This window comes from Peribacillus frigoritolerans (assembly GCF_030676415.1).
Classification (GTDB): Bacteria; Bacillota; Bacilli; order Bacillales; family DSM-1321; genus Peribacillus; species Peribacillus frigoritolerans_A.
The window spans coordinates 1-16,166 of record NZ_JAUUTW010000043.1; the positions used below are offsets into that span (position 1 = coordinate 1).

At 40.7% G+C, this 16,166-nt stretch carries 19 protein-coding genes and 11 tRNA genes; 2 read left to right on the forward strand and 28 right to left on the reverse strand.

Features of this window, described 5'->3' with window-relative positions:
• Nucleotides 1–129: 129 nt before the first annotated feature.
• The 12 genes from Q8G36_RS25440 to Q8G36_RS25495 all read right to left on the reverse strand — a co-directional run bounded on the left by Q8G36_RS25440 (nt 130) and on the right by Q8G36_RS25495 (nt 1,862).
• Nucleotides 130–203: transfer RNA gene (locus Q8G36_RS25440), tRNA-Gly, on the reverse strand.
• 29 nt (nt 204–232) lie between these two features.
• Nucleotides 233–309 (reverse strand) — tRNA-Pro (locus Q8G36_RS25445).
• Between the two features lie 7 nt (nt 310–316).
• A tRNA-Arg gene (locus Q8G36_RS25450) sits at nt 317–393 on the reverse strand.
• An 18-nt stretch (nt 394–411) separates the two neighbouring features.
• Nucleotides 412–497 (reverse strand) — tRNA-Leu (locus Q8G36_RS25455).
• A 59-nt stretch (nt 498–556) separates the two neighbouring features.
• Nucleotides 557–638: transfer RNA gene (locus Q8G36_RS25460), tRNA-Leu, on the reverse strand.
• A 9-nt stretch (nt 639–647) separates the two neighbouring features.
• Nucleotides 648–723: transfer RNA gene (locus Q8G36_RS25465), tRNA-Lys, on the reverse strand.
• A 9-nt stretch (nt 724–732) separates the two neighbouring features.
• Nucleotides 733–807 (reverse strand) — tRNA-Gln (locus Q8G36_RS25470).
• Nucleotides 808–885: 78 nt separating this feature from the next.
• Nucleotides 886–961 (reverse strand) — tRNA-Asp (locus Q8G36_RS25475).
• A gap of 25 nt (nt 962–986) precedes the next feature.
• Nucleotides 987–1,058, reverse strand: a tRNA-Glu gene (locus Q8G36_RS25480).
• Between the two features lie 19 nt (nt 1,059–1,077).
• Nucleotides 1,078–1,168: transfer RNA gene (locus Q8G36_RS25485), tRNA-Ser, on the reverse strand.
• Nucleotides 1,169–1,175: 7 nt separating this feature from the next.
• Nucleotides 1,176–1,250, reverse strand: a tRNA-Asn gene (locus Q8G36_RS25490).
• Between the two features lie 132 nt (nt 1,251–1,382).
• A complete protein-coding gene (locus tag Q8G36_RS25495) occupies nt 1,383–1,862 on the reverse strand; it encodes a SprT family protein (protein WP_305162585.1) in 480 nt (159 codons plus the stop codon).
• An 83-nt stretch (nt 1,863–1,945) separates the two neighbouring features.
• Between Q8G36_RS25495 and cmpA the strand changes: the two genes are divergently transcribed.
• Nucleotides 1,946–2,065 (forward strand): cortex morphogenetic protein CmpA, encoded by a 120-nt coding sequence (cmpA, locus tag Q8G36_RS25500; RefSeq protein ID WP_089364909.1) that lies wholly within the window; start codon nt 1,946–1,948, stop codon nt 2,063–2,065.
• A gap of 74 nt (nt 2,066–2,139) precedes the next feature.
• Here the strand turns inward: cmpA and Q8G36_RS25505 are convergent, their stop codons facing one another.
• From Q8G36_RS25505 to acpS, 14 genes are all read right to left on the reverse strand, one after another.
• Entirely contained in the window at nt 2,140–4,323 is a 2,184-nt protein-coding gene (locus Q8G36_RS25505) for a Tex family protein (protein ID WP_305162584.1), read from the reverse strand.
• Nucleotides 4,324–4,415: 92 nt separating this feature from the next.
• The gene (locus Q8G36_RS25510) at nt 4,416–5,027 is read right to left on the reverse strand and encodes a PP2C family serine/threonine-protein phosphatase (RefSeq protein WP_305162583.1); all 612 of its coding nucleotides are present in this window, start codon (nt 5,025–5,027) and stop codon (nt 4,416–4,418) included.
• A complete protein-coding gene (sigB, locus tag Q8G36_RS25515; protein ID WP_137020608.1) occupies nt 5,024–5,812 on the reverse strand; it encodes an RNA polymerase sigma factor SigB in 789 nt (262 codons plus the stop codon). The genes Q8G36_RS25510 and sigB overlap by 4 nt, the downstream gene beginning before the upstream one ends.
• The gene (rsbW, locus tag Q8G36_RS25520) at nt 5,790–6,263 is read right to left on the reverse strand and encodes an anti-sigma B factor RsbW (protein WP_305162582.1); all 474 of its coding nucleotides are present in this window, start codon (nt 6,261–6,263) and stop codon (nt 5,790–5,792) included. Before rsbW ends, sigB begins: the two co-directional genes overlap by 23 nt.
• Nucleotides 6,260–6,592: an anti-sigma factor antagonist gene (locus Q8G36_RS25525; RefSeq protein WP_063236355.1), complete on the reverse strand. Its 333-nt coding sequence runs from the start codon at nt 6,590–6,592 to the stop codon at nt 6,260–6,262. The genes rsbW and Q8G36_RS25525 overlap by 4 nt, the downstream gene beginning before the upstream one ends.
• 60 nt (nt 6,593–6,652) lie before the next feature.
• Complete coding sequence (locus tag Q8G36_RS25530; RefSeq protein ID WP_305162581.1) at nt 6,653–7,663, reverse strand: PP2C family protein-serine/threonine phosphatase; 1,011 nt, start codon at nt 7,661–7,663, stop codon at nt 6,653–6,655.
• A gap of 9 nt (nt 7,664–7,672) precedes the next feature.
• The gene (locus Q8G36_RS25535; protein WP_048682056.1) at nt 7,673–8,074 is read right to left on the reverse strand and encodes an anti-sigma regulatory factor; all 402 of its coding nucleotides are present in this window, start codon (nt 8,072–8,074) and stop codon (nt 7,673–7,675) included.
• Nucleotides 8,075–8,077: 3 nt separating this feature from the next.
• Nucleotides 8,078–8,434 carry an STAS domain-containing protein gene (locus Q8G36_RS25540; protein ID WP_048682053.1) on the reverse strand — a complete coding sequence of 119 codons (357 nt, stop codon included), beginning with the start codon at nt 8,432–8,434 and terminating at the stop codon, nt 8,078–8,080.
• A 2-nt stretch (nt 8,435–8,436) separates the two neighbouring features.
• A complete protein-coding gene (locus tag Q8G36_RS25545) occupies nt 8,437–9,264 on the reverse strand; it encodes an RsbT co-antagonist protein RsbRA (protein ID WP_048682050.1) in 828 nt (275 codons plus the stop codon).
• Nucleotides 9,265–9,680: 416 nt separating this feature from the next.
• The gene (locus Q8G36_RS25550; RefSeq protein WP_034306610.1) at nt 9,681–10,031 is read right to left on the reverse strand and encodes a type II toxin-antitoxin system PemK/MazF family toxin; all 351 of its coding nucleotides are present in this window, start codon (nt 10,029–10,031) and stop codon (nt 9,681–9,683) included.
• Nucleotides 10,032–10,038: 7 nt separating this feature from the next.
• The gene (locus tag Q8G36_RS25555; RefSeq protein ID WP_034306380.1) at nt 10,039–10,320 is read right to left on the reverse strand and encodes a CopG family ribbon-helix-helix protein; all 282 of its coding nucleotides are present in this window, start codon (nt 10,318–10,320) and stop codon (nt 10,039–10,041) included.
• Nucleotides 10,321–10,480: 160 nt separating this feature from the next.
• Entirely contained in the window at nt 10,481–11,665 is a 1,185-nt protein-coding gene (gene alr, locus Q8G36_RS25560) for an alanine racemase (RefSeq protein ID WP_305162580.1), read from the reverse strand.
• A gap of 222 nt (nt 11,666–11,887) precedes the next feature.
• A complete protein-coding gene (locus Q8G36_RS25565) occupies nt 11,888–12,892 on the reverse strand; it encodes a LolA family protein (protein WP_305162579.1) in 1,005 nt (334 codons plus the stop codon).
• Between the two features lie 243 nt (nt 12,893–13,135).
• The gene (acpS, locus tag Q8G36_RS25570) at nt 13,136–13,486 is read right to left on the reverse strand and encodes a holo-ACP synthase (RefSeq protein WP_305162578.1); all 351 of its coding nucleotides are present in this window, start codon (nt 13,484–13,486) and stop codon (nt 13,136–13,138) included.
• A gap of 108 nt (nt 13,487–13,594) precedes the next feature.
• Here acpS and Q8G36_RS25575 point away from each other — a divergent pair, with 108 nt between their 5' ends.
• The gene (locus Q8G36_RS25575; RefSeq protein ID WP_305162577.1) at nt 13,595–14,185 is read left to right on the forward strand and encodes a rhomboid family intramembrane serine protease; all 591 of its coding nucleotides are present in this window, start codon (nt 13,595–13,597) and stop codon (nt 14,183–14,185) included.
• Between the two features lie 26 nt (nt 14,186–14,211).
• Here the strand turns inward: Q8G36_RS25575 and Q8G36_RS25580 are convergent, their stop codons facing one another.
• On the reverse strand, nt 14,212–15,675 hold the full coding sequence (locus Q8G36_RS25580; RefSeq protein ID WP_305162576.1) for a PH domain-containing protein: 1,464 nt from the start codon (nt 15,673–15,675) through the stop codon (nt 14,212–14,214).
• Nucleotides 15,668–16,141 carry a PH domain-containing protein gene (locus Q8G36_RS25585; protein WP_305162575.1) on the reverse strand — a complete coding sequence of 158 codons (474 nt, stop codon included), beginning with the start codon at nt 16,139–16,141 and terminating at the stop codon, nt 15,668–15,670. Before Q8G36_RS25585 ends, Q8G36_RS25580 begins: the two co-directional genes overlap by 8 nt.
• Nucleotides 16,142–16,166 lie beyond the last annotated feature (25 nt).

Consider the following 16,166-nt stretch of genomic DNA (forward strand, 5'->3'; position numbering starts at 1 on the left):
GTTCGTCCTGAGCCAGGATCAAACTCTCCGAAGAAATGTTTGACTTGCTCATTTGCTTTTTTGATAGTGTGTGCTCACTTAAAATTTAACGTTGGCGCTTTGTTTTGTTCAGTTTTCAAAGAGCAATAATGGAGCGGGTGAAGAGAATCGAACTCTCATCATCAGCTTGGAAGGCTGAGGTTTTACCACTAAACTACACCCGCATTTAATTTTTAAATATTTTCAGAAAGAATGGTCGGGAAGACAGGATTCGAACCTGCGACCCCTTGGTCCCAAACCAAGTGCTCTACCAAGCTGAGCTACTTCCCGTAAAATATGGTGCGCCCGGCGGGAGTCGAACCTACAACCTTCTGATTCGTAGTCAGATGCTCTATCCAATTGAGCTACGGGCGCTAATTTCTATGATGTTATTGGTGCGGCCGAGAGGAGTCGAACCTCCACGGGGTTTCCCCCACTAGGCCCTCAACCTAGCGCGTCTGCCATTCCGCCACGACCGCGAAAGCGACTTTGTAAGTTTAACACCTTTTCAACTTGATGTCAAGAAGAAAAATATCAGTGCGGGTGAAGGGACTTGAACCCCCACGCCTTGCGGCGCCAGATCCTAAGTCTGGTGCGTCTGCCAATTCCGCCACACCCGCGAAAACAAATGGTGAGCCATGAAGGATTCGAACCTTCGACCCTCTGATTAAAAGTCAGATGCTCTACCAACTGAGCTAATGGCTCTAAATAAAATGGCTGGGCTAGAAGGGATCGAACCTTCGCATGACGGAATCAAAATCCGTTGCCTTACCGCTTGGCTATAGCCCAATAATCAAATACTGATTAACAGCCAGATTAATATTATATCACGATAATATTATTTTGGCAAGAGTTTTTTTGAAAAAATGGCGGTCCCGACGGGAATCGAACCCGCGATCTCCTGCGTGACAGGCAGGCATGTTAACCGCTACACCACGGGACCAGTATTTTGATTATATATAAGAAAGTGACCCATACGGGATTCGAACCCGTGTTACCGCCGTGAAAGGGCGGTGTCTTAACCGCTTGACCAATGGGCCTTGATATAGAATGTGTAACTGGCGGAGAAGGAGGGATTTGAACCCTCGCGCCGCTTACGCGACCTACACCCTTAGCAGGGGCGCCTCTTCAGCCTCTTGAGTACTTCCCCAAAAAAATGGCTCCGCAGGTAGGACTCGAACCTACGACCGTTCGGTTAACAGCCGAATGCTCTACCACTGAGCTACTGCGGAATAATGAAAATTGGGTTCCTTTTTCACGCTCAAGGACCTTAGTGTTTGTCGTTTAGAACAAGTTGTTATCTTGTCGACTCTTATGATTATAAAGAGGTTACAACTTAAAGTCAAGGGTTCTTTTGTGTTTTTTTATATTTTTGTTTTTTGCTCCTTAAACCCTTGGTAAATCAATGTTCCACGACATTTACCACAAACGAAACGGGTAGTGTCTATTCTTTTTTTTCTTATATATACCTGCTGACAGTCTTCACATTTATATTGAATAGTATTCATCTTTTTCTTTAATTGGTTAGATGGCAGCGGCTCGCAAAATCTCGGTGCCCCCACTTTTTTGAGTAAATGCTTAAAGTCCGCATCACGATGCTGGTACCCTTTCTTCTCGATGTGCAGGTGATAATGGCACAGTTCATGCTTAATGATCCCAATCATTTCTTCCACACCGCGTTCATCAAGATACTTCTTATTGATTTCTATATTGTGTGAACGGAGCAAGTATCGTCCTCCTGTTGTTCGGAGACGCGGGTTAAAACTGGCTTGGTGTCTAAAGGCCTTTTTAAAGTCTTTCATCGAAATTTCTTCTACTAGTTTTTGCAATTGCCGATTATCCATTTCCCCCTCCCTTTCCTTGGTAACATGACAACCCATTATAACATAGACTAATAATACAATAGGAAACTAAGGGAGGAAAAGCTATGCCTAATTGGTTCCAGAATCAAATCCGCAAAGCCTTTTATGAAAAGGATTATTATCAAGTGAAGATGTTGAATCAATGTTGGTTTTTTTATCAAAAAAAAGAAAGCCTCAGGTTATAGATTCAACTTTGTTCCAAATATAAATACATCACTTCAAAAAAACCCCTTCTAATATAGAAGGAGCTTTCCTTAGGCTAGTTTTGATCCTTTGGCTCGAGCATCGTTAAAGATACCCTTTGCTTTTGGGAGTCAACCAGTTCGACCCAAACCGTCACAACATCCCCAACGGCAACTACATCCAATGGGTGCTTTACAAACCGGTTGCTCAGTTTAGAAATATGCACCAGTCCATCCTGTTTAACACCGATGTCCACAAACGCACCGAAATCCACAACATTCCTCACTGTCCCTTGTAATTCCATCCCAGTTTGCAGATCCTCCATTTTTAGTACATCCTGCTTAAGCAGTGGCTTTGATAATTCATCCCGAGGATCTCTTCCCGGTTTCATCAAATCATCTATGATATCTTTAATCGTAATTTCCCCAATTTCCAATTCATTGACCAGATCAGCCGGATTTAGTTTACCTAACTCTTCATTCAGTGCATCACTGCCTAAATCCTCAGATGTGAATCCCATTTTCTTCAATAATTTATTCACGGCACTGTAGTTCTCAGGATGTATCGCGGTTTGATCTAAAGGTTCATCTCCATTAATGATACGTAAGAACCCTATACATTGTTCATATGTTTTGGCACCAAGCCGGGGAATCTTCTTTAATTCCTTCCTGCTTGAAAACTTCCCATCCACTTCCCTTTTCTTTACAATATTTTGAGCAACCGATTTTGATAAACCAGCTACATACTGTAATAGAGACGATGAAGCTGTATTGACATTCACTCCCACCTGGTTAACAGCTGTTTCTACTACAAAGGTGAGGGATTCCGTTAACTTTTTCTGGGACACATCATGTTGATACTGACCTACCCCTACGGATTGGGGATCAATTTTAACAAGTTCAGCAAGGGGATCTTGAAGCCTTCTGCCTATCGAAACGGCACTTCTCTGTTCTACTTGAAGATCCGGAAACTCTTCACGGGCAATATCCGAGGCTGAATACACACTGGCTCCCGCTTCATTAACAATGATATATGAAATATTCGCTTTCACTTCTTTTAAAATATCTGCGATGAATTGCTCTGATTCACGTGAAGCCGTACCATTGCCGATTGCCACGATCTCAACCGAGAACCGCTGAAGTATTTCGATCGTTTTTTCACGGGCAGCATTAAGCTTCGCAACAGGAGGATGCGGATAGATTACACTGATATCGAGTACCTTTCCGGTTTCATCAATGACAGCCAACTTACAGCCAGTCCGATATGCCGGATCTAAGGCTAGGACCACTTTCCCTTTAAGCGGGGGCTGCAAGAGCAGGTTCCGGAGGTTTTCAGAGAAAATATGGATAGCTTGATCCTCAGCTTTTTCCGTCAGCTCTTTTCTGATTTCCCGTTCTACAGAAGGCATGATCAAACGCTTAAGTCCATCCTCAATCGCAGATTTAAGAACAACCTGGGCTTCAGATTTGTTATTTTTAATGATTTTCCGTTCCAGATGACCAATGATGATTTCAGTCCGAGGCTGAATGGAGATTCGTAAAACCTCCTCCTTTTCACCTCTATTTAGCGCCAACACCCGATGTGGTACGATTCTTTGAACCGGCTCCTCATATTCATAGTACATCTCGAAGATTTTTTTCTCGTCCTTCTCTTCATTTTTCACAGTTGAAACCACTTTTCCAGCTTTGAAAATTTCAGCCCTTATCCACTTCCTTAATTCTGCATCATCGGAAATATGTTCAGCTATGATATCCTGCGCTCCCGTAATAGCTTCTTCAATAGAAGAAACTTCTTTTTCTGCCGATATGAATTCTGCGGCTTTTTCGCTAACTCGGGCATGCATTTGACATTCCAGAAGCCAGATGGCCAGTGGTTCAAGACCCTTTTCTTTAGCAACTGTCGCTTTCGTTCTCCTTTTTTGTTTGAATGGCCTGTATAAATCCTCGACTTCCTGCAGTTTTGTCGCTTTCTCGATTTGCCTTGTTAATTCTTCCGTCAATTTTCCCTGTTCACCAATCGAACGTGTAACTTCCGCTTTCCTCTGGCCAAGGTTCTCCAGATAGTTCCATCTTTCCATAATGGAACGAATCTGCACTTCATCAAGCGAACCCGTCATTTCTTTTCTATACCGCGCAATAAAAGGGACAGTATTACCCTCTTGCAGCATCTGTATGACGGTTTGGACTTGATGATTTTTCAAAGTTAGCTCATTGGATATTTTTTTAATCAATTCTTTTAATGTATCATCTACAACGATCATTATGTTTACCTCCAACCTTTTGATCTGATATGTATAGTCTAGCAAATGAGTGATGAAGTTGCGAATTCAATACAAAAAAGCTCACTTCCGAGCTAAGGCGAAAGTAAGCTTCCTAAAATGAAAGTTGTATCATCTGCAGTTAATGGACTGCTTTTTAATATGCAATGGGCGTTCTTATCGATAGGGACCAGCCTTTTTAAAAAAGATTTAGCTCCCTTAAGTTCTAAACCATCGGAATGAAGAATGAATTTTGCATTTGGTTCATATTTGTATCTCTGTGTCCTGTATTTTTGTTTCCTTCCTGATAAATACCCTGTAACAGGTAAAGGGTAAACGAGTTTATCGTCGCTTGGATTATACAGGAAAAAGCGGATGTTACCCACTGAACTGTATACAAATTCATTCTTGTCATAAAATATCTTCAAAATGGAAACGGCTGCCCCCCGCTTATCGATTAAAACTTGATTACACACTGCCATTAGTGATTCTACATCCAACTCATGATTACGTTTAACTTCCTCGATGACGGCATGGGAGGAATCGTAAGCATTTTTCCCACTGCCTAGACCGTCTGCCAGTACGCACACAAAGTATTCTTTCGTATGAAGAAAAAAGTAATCATCACCACAATAAACCATTCCGTTTTTAGACGATTGAGAGACAAGGACTTCTATTTTTTCCCCCCTCAGAATATCTTTGATCACTGAATTAACTCCGAGTTTTCAGCATTAATGGCTTCTTGAAGTTTCTTGATCGCGCGGCGTTGGAGCCTAGAAACATGCATTTGGGAAATCCCAAGTTTATCGCCCGCTTCTTTCTGACTTAAATTCTCTAAATAAGTATGTTGAATGATCATCTTTTCACGGTCACTCAGCACATGCAGCACCTTTTCAAGCACAAGACGCTGATTGACCTTTTCAAAACCTTCATCGACATTCCCGAATATATCAAGCAATGTGACAGTACCGCCATCAGAATCCGCCTCAATAGAATGATCCACTGATAAAGCTTGATAGCTTTTTCCCATTTCCATCGCTTCTAAAACTTCTTCTTCAGTCACGCCTATACTATCGGCTATTTCATCTATTCTTGGTGAACGATGCAGAGTTGTCGTTAATTCCTCGACAGTCACCCTGATTTTCGGACCAAGTTCCTTAATTCTTCTTGGCACATGGACACTCCATGTTTTGTCACGCAGGAACCTTTTGATTTCCCCGATAATAGTAGGGACGGCAAATGCCTCAAAGCTTTTACCGAAAGATTCATCATATCGTCGAATGGCACCTAACAAACCAATCATGCCGACTTGGGAGATATCCTCCTGAAATGACTTCCCTTTTGCATACTTACGGGAGATTGTTTCAACCAAACTTTTATAATGGATGACTAGATTACTCTGTGCTTCATCATCTTGATTCTGCTGGTAAGCTCTAATCCATTCATTTACCTGTTCTCTTTGTGCCTGATTAGGTTGAGACTGTTTTTGCATCCATCTCCACCTGCTCTCCTTCTAAAAACTTAGTCATAAATACTGTAACCCCGTCATGCTGGTGAATTTTTACATCATCCATCAGAGTTTCAATGAGGTAAAGACCCAAGCCTCCTTCTCTCAAAAGTTCGACTTTTTGTCCATTTTCGTATGGACCGATCCCTTGACGTACCTCTTCGAAATTACAGCTCTTACCACTATCAGAAACCATGACCTCCAAACGGTCAGGATAAAGGCCGAAACTTACTTTCACTTCACCTTTTTCAGATTCTTTATATGCATGCTGTACCGCATTTGTACAAGCCTCACTGGTAGCGATTTTCAAATCTTCAATTTCATCATACGCAAATCCCATCCGGCTTCCTATCCCAGAAAGCGTTAAACGAATGACACCGATGAATTCTGGTTTTGCAGGTATTTTCATTTCGATGTAATCATATACTTGACTCATTCTAACCCACCCTCTGTACCACTTTTTATATCAATGATATCTGCAAGACCTGTTATATCAAATAAACGTCGTAACCTTTCTGATAAGCCAACTAAAGTGAATTCGCCATTATGTGCCCTTACGCTTTTAAAAGCACCGACAAATACCCCAAGTCCCGTACTATCCATATAAGAAACTTCAGTTAAATCAATAGTAATCGAAACATTATCCTGCTCTGAAATTGGAAATAGTGATTCTCTTAATTTCGGTGCAGTATAGGCATCGATTTCACCTTTTAGTTTTACAATAAATTCAGTATTTAATTCATTAACATCTACCGTTATATTCATCCTTGACCCACCTCTTCAAATCCATTTCATTCCTAATATCTATACCCAGCAGAATAAATACTAAACATTTGATTTTAAAATTATTAATGTAAAATCATCCCTCAGTTGGAAGTTCTGCATTTTCTCCAATTGTTTAAATATATTATTCACCATTTCCTGGGCTTGCAAATGCATATTCTTTTTAATGAAACCAATAAGCGTTTCCCTTTCTATGAACCCATCATTCGTCCGGCACTCCGTTACTCCGTCAGATAATAAAATGATCATGTCTCCACGTTTCACCGTTTTTTCATATTGGCGATACCTTGTTTTTTTATCAACTCCAAGCAACAAGCCCTTTGCATCCAAATCACTAAAAATACCTGTTGCGGCGTCATAGTAAAAACCAGGTTCATGTCCGGCTGAAGCATAGGAAAATTGCCTGTCATGCGGATCATATAAACCGTAGAACATGGTTATGAACATGCTTGGATCCACATTATGCTCCACAACACGGTTCAAACTCTCAAGTACACTATTCGGTTCATGACGATGCTCCGGAAGACTGTCCATCGCATATTTGATCATCGACATGCACAACGCAGCAGGAATCCCTTTTCCTATGACATCGGCAATCCCTACCCCTATACGCTCATTTTCATCTTGGACGAAGTGATAGTAATCCCCGTTCATCTGTCTCGCCGGAACACTGATCACTCCTATTTCAAGAGCTTTGATATCAGGAATTTTCGTTTCCAAAAGAGTATGTTGAACGTTTGCCGCGATCTCGATTTCCGTTTTCAGTTCCTGCTGTTGATGTCTAAGGCTTTGATGTTCACGGTATGCAATGCCGTAGCCCATCATGACTTCTAGCAAAAAATCGAAAGAATCCAATACTTTCCCCGGTAAGTCCGGGTAAAGTTCCATTAAGTTATTTTTATGCATACTGATGATTTCTTCTGGAGATATATTGTATTTGATATGTAGGCGGCTAATCTTTTGCCCTTGGTAGAGTGCCTGCTCATTTTGGTCTTTAAGATAAGTAGAAAGCGCCTCATGATACTTTTTCTCCATGTTCTCCCTAATATCCATAGTCCCCCCCTAACGGAGCCATTTCGTAGCGATAATCTTAGTCCCTTCACCTGGTATCGATTCAATATCAAAGTCATCCATTAAACGTTTGGCTCCAGGAAGGCCTGCGCCCAGTCCCCCTGAGGTGGTATATCCATCTTCCATAACTCTGCGGATATCCTCAATTCCCGGCCCTTGGTCCTCTGCAATGATTTTCAATCCTGACTTCCCATTTATATTTAGCTTTTCTATGCTAACACTGCCTTGTCCAGCATATAGGTATATGTTTCGGGCCAATTCGCTAATGGCCGTTGTGATCCTGGCCTGGTCTACAGTACCGAACCCCAACTCTTTAGCGACATTTCTTCCGAGCTGCCTTGCAGCTACGATGTCCCATTCATTTATGATTTTTACGCAGGATTGGAACTCCATTCTTTAATCCCCCAATTCCTGTTGTAATTTCTCCAGGCCTTTCTCTAAGTCTAATGCTGTCAGAACATCATCGAGACTAATTCCCAGTTCAATTAATGTTATTGCAACAGCAGGCTGGATCCCCGTAATTACAACCTTGGCCCCCATAAGCTTAGACATGCTAAAGACATCGCCTAATACCTTTGCGATAAAAGAATCAATAAAATCTATTGAGGTAATATCAATAACAACGCCATTCGCGCTTGTTTCATGAATCTTATGCAGTAAATCCTCTTGAAATTGAAGGGCTGTCACATCATCCAATTCCCACTGTATAGAGACTAACAAGCAGTCATAAAGCTTTAATATCGGAATCCTCATACTTATCCCTCCACCTTTACGATCTTACGGCTCGTTAATTCCAACGCAACTTCTATCCCTTTTTTCAACGTATTTTTTGTAATCACTTCATTTAAATTAATTCCAAGATTAACGATGGTTTGGGCTATTTCAGGGCGGATGCCGCAGAGTATACATTTGGCGCCCACTAATCGGACTGCTTCCGCCGCTTGAATGATATGATGGGCAACCATGGTATCCACGACCGGCACGCCCGTTATATCAATAAGAACAACTTCAGATCTATGCTTAACCACGCCAGTCAACAGGTTTTCCATTATCTGTTTGGCACGTTCCGTATCAATCGTACCAATCAGCGGCATAACCGTAATGCCTTCCAATACAGGAATGAGCGGTGCCGAAAGTTCTTGCAACGCTATTTTTTGCATGGAAACAGTTCTTTCCCAGGTTTGAGTATATATATTGACTATTTCATTATTTATCGGTGTGGCCCATTTATCCAAATGGTTAACAAGATTGACTTGATTATCAGGAGTAACCAGACCCTTTTCCACCATTCCATTAATGACAATTAACGTGAATTTATGAAGTCCTTCATTGACGAAAGTAAGAGGCCATCCCAATTGGACGACTTTCTCGGCAAAATCTGAAAGCTTCAATGTGAATTCCTTGTTTTTACTATCAACGTTCGTGATGATCATATCTATAAATTCACTGCTCGTTTGCGTGAACATTCGATCTGAGACGACTTTAATTAATCTTTCGTCCGTACTTTCCTTCATGATGCCCATCCACTCAGTAAGGATGTAATCTTGATTTTGCTTAATAAAATCGTAAACCAATTGATTCATAATATCCTCCCATTCTAACACAATTGCTATGTTTCCCTGTCCACGTCACAAGGATGTTAACTAACTGTAATGTTATTTCCATTTGGATTTACTTCGAGTTTCCCCACTACACTTTTTGCTTTTTTTAGGTATTTACAACATAACTACATACCCGAAATTCAGGTAAGGAAAACATCAATTAAAGAAAAGTTATGGAGATACTATAAAAAACAATGAACGTTCTATCCAATAACTACTGTATACTGTTTTTATTCGTCAAATTTTTCATATTTCCTGCTGTATACTTTTTGGACATATGTTTATGTTATTTTACAAAAAAAAACACGATTCCCACAGTTGCAGGAATCGTGCCATCTAAATAACATCAAGAATGATTTGTATTATAATAACGCCCGGTTTAACGGGAAAAATTTTCTTTAAAACTCAATGAGGCCTAAACTAATTTGCAAAGCTTCATTGACTTTTTGCATCATAGGTTCGTCAAGATGCGTAATTTTATCAGTTAAACGCTGCTTATCAATTGTCCGGATCTGTTCTAATAAAATGACGGAATCCCGCTCGAATCCGTACTTTTTTGCATTAATCTCAACATGTGTAGGCAATTTCGCTTTTTGAATTTGAGCTGTAATGGCTGCCACGATCACAGTCGGACTAAAGCGATTACCAATATCGTTTTGTAAAATCAGTACCGGACGGGTCCCACCCTGCTCTGAACCAACTACCGGGGAAAGGTCTGCGAAGTATACGTCACCACGCTTAACAACAATCAATGGCTCAGCCTCCGCTAACTAATCGTTCAACGCAATGACCAGCCTCGAATTCAGCCTGGAAGGCTTCAGAAGCAATCGTTAAATTAATGGCCGCCATTTCTATATAACCGCGTTTCATCGATTCACGAAACTCTTTCTTTTTACGTTCGCGAAGATACATTTTTGTGGCACGATAAATAAATTCACTGCGATTTACATTTTCCTCACTCGCATACCCATCTAACTCTGTTAAAAAATTTTGAGGTAATCGAATTAATATTTCTCTTGTTGCGCTGGATTCAGACACAAACATACACCTCCACCATCACTACACACCTTTATTATATATCCTTTTCAATATTACCATTAAAATGCCTATCTGCAAAGAGTATATTCTATTCTCAATCCTATTATCAGCATAATAAAGGAAATCTTATTCACAATCTTAGGATTTTTTTACAATCCGGTCATTCCAAAATGAAGTTGCGAACATGATTCATCTGGTTGTCTTTTATATATATGCGGGGGACTCTTGCTCCTATCATGCACGTTACCTCATAGTTGATCGTTTCCAGTTTTGCCGCTATCTCATCGACTGTAATCGATTCATCCCCATCATTCCCCATGAGTGTGACCTCTGTTCCTACAGGGTATGGTCCAGGTAGCTTGATCATGCATTGATCCATGCAGATCCTTCCGACTATGGGTACTCTTTTTCCATCAACAAGAACTTCCTGACTTTGCAGCTTACGGATCCATCCGTCAGCATAACCGATTGGCAAAGTCCCAATCCATTCATCACCTTCAGCCGTATAAGTAGCTCCATAACTAACGCTTTCACCCTTTGAAAGCTTTTTAACTGCAACCATCTTCGTTCTCAATGATATAGCCTGTTTTAATGGAAATGGCAATATCGGCTTCATCTCCATGGAAGGACTCAAACCATACATGGAAATCCCCATTCTTATTGCACTCCATTCAGAATCGGTGAACCTTAAAGAAGCTGCACTATTGGCTGCATGGATATATTCAGGCTTTCTAGTCAATTCGGAAAGCATCCCTTTAAAGAAAGCAAGCTGCGTTTCATAAAAGTCGGTCTTCAGTTCATCCGCCGTCGCAAAATGAGTGAATATCCCTTGGAAATTGAAACAATCTTCCCTCTCAAGCAACCTTTCCACTTTCATGAGTTGGGCTTTTTCTCGAATGCCGATTCTCCCCATGCCGCTATCCACTTTTACATGGATTTGCAAAACTTGTCCCGGTTTCAACAAATCCTTTGCCTTCTCCAACCATGCTACATCGAAAACCGTCACGGAAATCCCATACTCGGCGGCAAGTGCTGAACTTTCAGGCCTCGATGCCCCAAGTACAAGAATCGGAGCCAATATTCCCTTTTTCCGTAAGGCGAGAGCCTCATCCAAAAAAGCGACACTTAAAAAATCCGCTCCCGCTTCAAGCGCTGTTTTAGCCACTTCATAGTCCCCGTGCCCATAAGCATTCGCTTTAACGACAGCGAAAAGACTAACGCCATTTCTCAGTCTTTTTTTCATTGAAGAGATATTTCCAAAAATATTATCCAAATTTACTTCTGCCCACGTATCTCGATGAAATATTTTCGATTCCACGACCTTTTCCTTCTTTCCTACACTCACAATAAGATTCTTCCCAGTAGCGAAGTTTTCGTTTCATTATAGGACCATTCTATAACCAACCGCTAGAAAGATAAAGTGCTTTTTCACCTTGATTCTAATTTCCCAGCCGCCAGCCTAAATCAAATGGAAGGATTAAAAACTGTCAACAAGCCGCTTCCCCGCCTATCCTACATAGAAGAAACCTTCGTAAGGAGACGGGAAACATCAGCTTGTTATGTAATCCTATTTGACTGGATCTTCCCCAACCGAACGGGCGACTTCTATCATCTCTACCTGTGTCAAATCCTTTGATGCAAGCATATAATCGACACCTTCAAAAGTCCATGCAATCGTATTTCCTGTCATGGCTCCGACAGTATATCCCAAATCAACCGGTTCTCCATTCACATTCGTCGAAACGGAAGTTTGAACTACCTCAGCCTTTTCCTGAACTAATGTAAAACTTTTTGTACCCTCATAGGTCAAAACGACACGTTCTCCCTTTTCCGTCGTAATTTCTTTTTCTTCCGTTAAATTCATATCACCAATATTTTCAGGGTACTTCACCGCAAACCCTTCATTTTGGACTTCTGCCATAACAGGCGCTTCAAGTTGTGCACTTGTCATGTTTTTCTTCATATCAAATGAATCTTTATCAAAAGTCGTATCGAATTTAACCTTTGAGAATTCAACAAGAACCAATGCGGTCCTATCGGGGTCCATGACTTTTACACTGACTGGAGATAAATCCTTTTTGTTTATAGCAATCTCTTGATATGGCAACATTTTATTGTTTTGGTAGCGTGTTTTCGTTTCAAAGACATAATGTTTATCCGTTTCTTTATATGTCGCACTTTTATCTTCCGTAATGTCTTTCACCAACGACTCGAACAAATAGGCCTGACTGCTGTTCTCCGGCCACTCGCTTTGAAATTTAAAACTTTTATTCAAAGCCGGCGTCAAAACATATACACCATCATCATTTTTCAATATCATCTGGCTTTGATCTTTCTCTTCATTTTTCAGATTTACGCGGTAAAAAGAAGGGTCCTTATGCCAAATCTCCACATTATACACTTGAGGTTCCGTCCCCATCTTTAATGTCATCTTCGCGTTAGCTTTATATCCTTTCATTTCGCCAAGCTTCTCATTCAATTCACTCACTACGTCACTCTGTGATTTTTGGCCGCAAGCAGAAAGAGCAAGCAAGAGCATGATCCCTGCAAAAAGCATTAACATCTTCTTCATCTTTTCAACCCCTTTTTGTCATTTGAACGTAAAAGGGAGAGGAAAAGGCAGGATCCGGACATTGGCTCGACTGATGTCTTAGATTCCTCAGTATTTTAGACACGGATCAATTCTCGATCCGGCTAAAAACTTTTCGAGAGCACCTACTCTGCCATGTACCTTTTACCGGGCCTTGTCTCCCTATAGCACTAAATGTATATGAGACAACCTAAAGGTTTATGACCCGATTGGACAAAACTCCATTCACCCTTCAATTACGACTTGAGCAACTGCATAATCCCTGCTGTGGCTAATCGAAAGATGGACCCCTTCAGAAAACGGCTTTGAAATCACCGGCTTTCCTTTATCATCCGAGATGATTTCAATATCCAAAAAGGATAAATGCTTACCGATCCCTGTACCGTTTGCCTTTGAAAAGGCCTCCTTTGCCGCAAAACGCCCCGCAAAATACTCGACCTTCCTTCTTCCATTTAACTTTTCGAAAATCAAGATTTCCCTTTCTGTTAATATACGCTCCTTTAAACGGGGTTGCCGATTAATCAATGTTTCCATTCTATCCAATTCAGTAATGTCCACACCTATACCTTTAATCACTTTGACACCTCTTCTATTAATTTAATAAGCTGCATATTATTAGGAGGACTCTTTTACCTGAAAATGATAATATTGTATCTAATTAAAAACGATAATAAGGAGGAATTTATGTTTACAAGAACAGAAGGCTTCCGCGAATACGCAAATTCTTATCGAGCTGTAACTGTGCTCATACTCATTATGATGATTGTTTTCGTTCTCGTCCTTTTCCCCATATTTCCCGGCAATGTTCTCTTTTATTATGGCACAGGTGTAAACTTATATATCGCTGATGGACAATGGTGGCGTTTGATCACCCCCATCTTTCTACATAGCACGTTTACACATTTACTGTTTAATGGATTCTCACTTGCCATCTTTGGTCCATTCCTAGAGAAAACACTTGGAACCGTCAAGTTTTTAATTTTCTTTTTATCGACAGGAATCCTTGCCAATATCGCAACCTTCCTAATTAACCCACTGACATATAACCACGTAGGTGCCAGCGGAGCAATTTTTGGCTTACTCGGATTCTTTCTATATCTTGTACTGTTCAATAAAACCAATTTTACGAACAACGAAAGAAATACAGTATATACACTGACCGGAATTGCCATTATCATGACATTCATTCAACCACAGATCAACGTTGTCGGTCATTTGTCTGGACTAGCAACCGGCTTTTTAACAGCTCCCTTATACTTAAGAAAAAAATGGTAGGACAAACAGCCGACTCTTCCTTTCAATCATTGGGAGTCGACTGCTTTTTTAGGTAAATACCACGAATTAATTTTTAGGCAATCCTTTTCTTCCACATCCGCAACCATGCCGACCCGGGAGGTGATTCCTGATTTAATCGATGCTGAAATCGTAGCTAATTCTTTTCGGTTCTGAAACCAACTTTTTTTATATGTGATTGATTGAATTCTGCTTCTCTGCATAATCAATGTTTGCTTTGAGAAAAAACGGCTGCTCAATAGCAACAAATTCCCTTCTATGCTCCATCCTGCATCTCTATATTGCATGTAAGCCCAAAAAATCGCCAACGGTACAAGCAAAAGGGAAAGATAACCCCATGGTCTGAAAAACCATACCAAGACACCAATGATCGGGATTAGGTACAGCATCTTACGAAATACATACCGGGACAGTGCACGCTTAGGTATCGGTGTCATCTCAGTAGCTGTTTCATAAGCCGGTAAAATTTCCAGGATTTTTTCATGTAAATACTTCTTCCTGATTAAAGGGAACAGCATGATGGATAAACTTTCTTTATCTTCCATACTGCCTCCCGCATACTCAATATAAACCGTCGCCAATCCCAATGGCTTTCGAATCAAATTCTCCATGATCCGGATACCTTGTATTTTATGGATCGGGATTGTCAGCTGTCTTTTCTCGAGAAGCCCTCTGGAAATAACGATTTCCTCATCCGTTTTTATAACGGTAAAGGAAGCATATTTGATTACCATACTTAATGTGGCCAGTACATAAACCACCAATAAAGCCACAAGGGCAAACAAGGTCAGAATGATGGTCCCCATTTCAATAAAATCTTCATAATCCTTAAATATCCTCTCAAAAGGTATCATTTCATCGAACTGTGAAATAAAAGCGACCGCCCCAGATAAGAAGACACCTACCGCCCCCGAAGTGGCAGCCATAACGAATAGCTGCGGCAGCGTCTGCTTAAAAACGGAAGACGATTTTGCTGCATATTCATTATCCGCGACTTCATCTTTATCCTTATCCAAAAGATTTTTCGCATTTTTTTCCTCACTTATAAAAGCATTGATTCGATCAGCATCACTTTTGCTTATGGCTGATAATACGGCATCTGCCTGAGATCCGCCAGCTGTTTCAATATTCAACTTCACCAGCCTGAATATCCTCTGGATAATGCCCTCTGATATATCTATGCTATGGATCCGATCAAACTTTATATACCGTTTCTTCCTTACGAATACTCCAGACTCAATTCTGAATTCTCCCTCTTCTATGCGATATGTAAAGCGTAACCACTGAAGGAATGCATTACCTATAATTAAAAGGATAATAACGGAAATGACCAGCGGTTGTATCCATCCAGGAATCCCTTCATTCTTCCCAGGAATGACGACCACTAATAAAAAAGGGATGACTAACTCCTTAATCGATTTAATAATGTTAAGCAATACAGCTATGGGGTGAAGCCTTTTAGGTTCAGACATCTTCTTCCTCCACACTTGCCATTCTGGAAATATAATGCCGCAATTCATCCGCCTCTGCTAGGTCCAGGGCAGGGATAACATGAAGGGTCGCTGCAGTGGAGATTTCAACGGAGGCTAAATCGTATTTCCTTAATAATGGCCCTTGCTTCGTTTCTACATGCTGAACCCTAATCATGGGTATGAGTGTTCTTTTAATGACGAAAATACCACTTTGGATATCAATTTCGGTATTTCTTACTTCGTAACGCCATCTCTTCCATTTCACCGATGGAATCAGAAAAATGGCCAGATAGGATTGGATTATCGAAATTATGATCAACGCTCCAAACACCCAATATGTCCAATCAAAAATGATTGTAAGCACGAGTACGGCTATGATTATAATCCAAGTTATTGAACAGCTTATAAGACCACTGATTTTCCATACGGTCAAGGCCTTATTCGATATACGATTTTCAGGTTCCATGTGCTTCTCCTCTTCTGGACAGGTA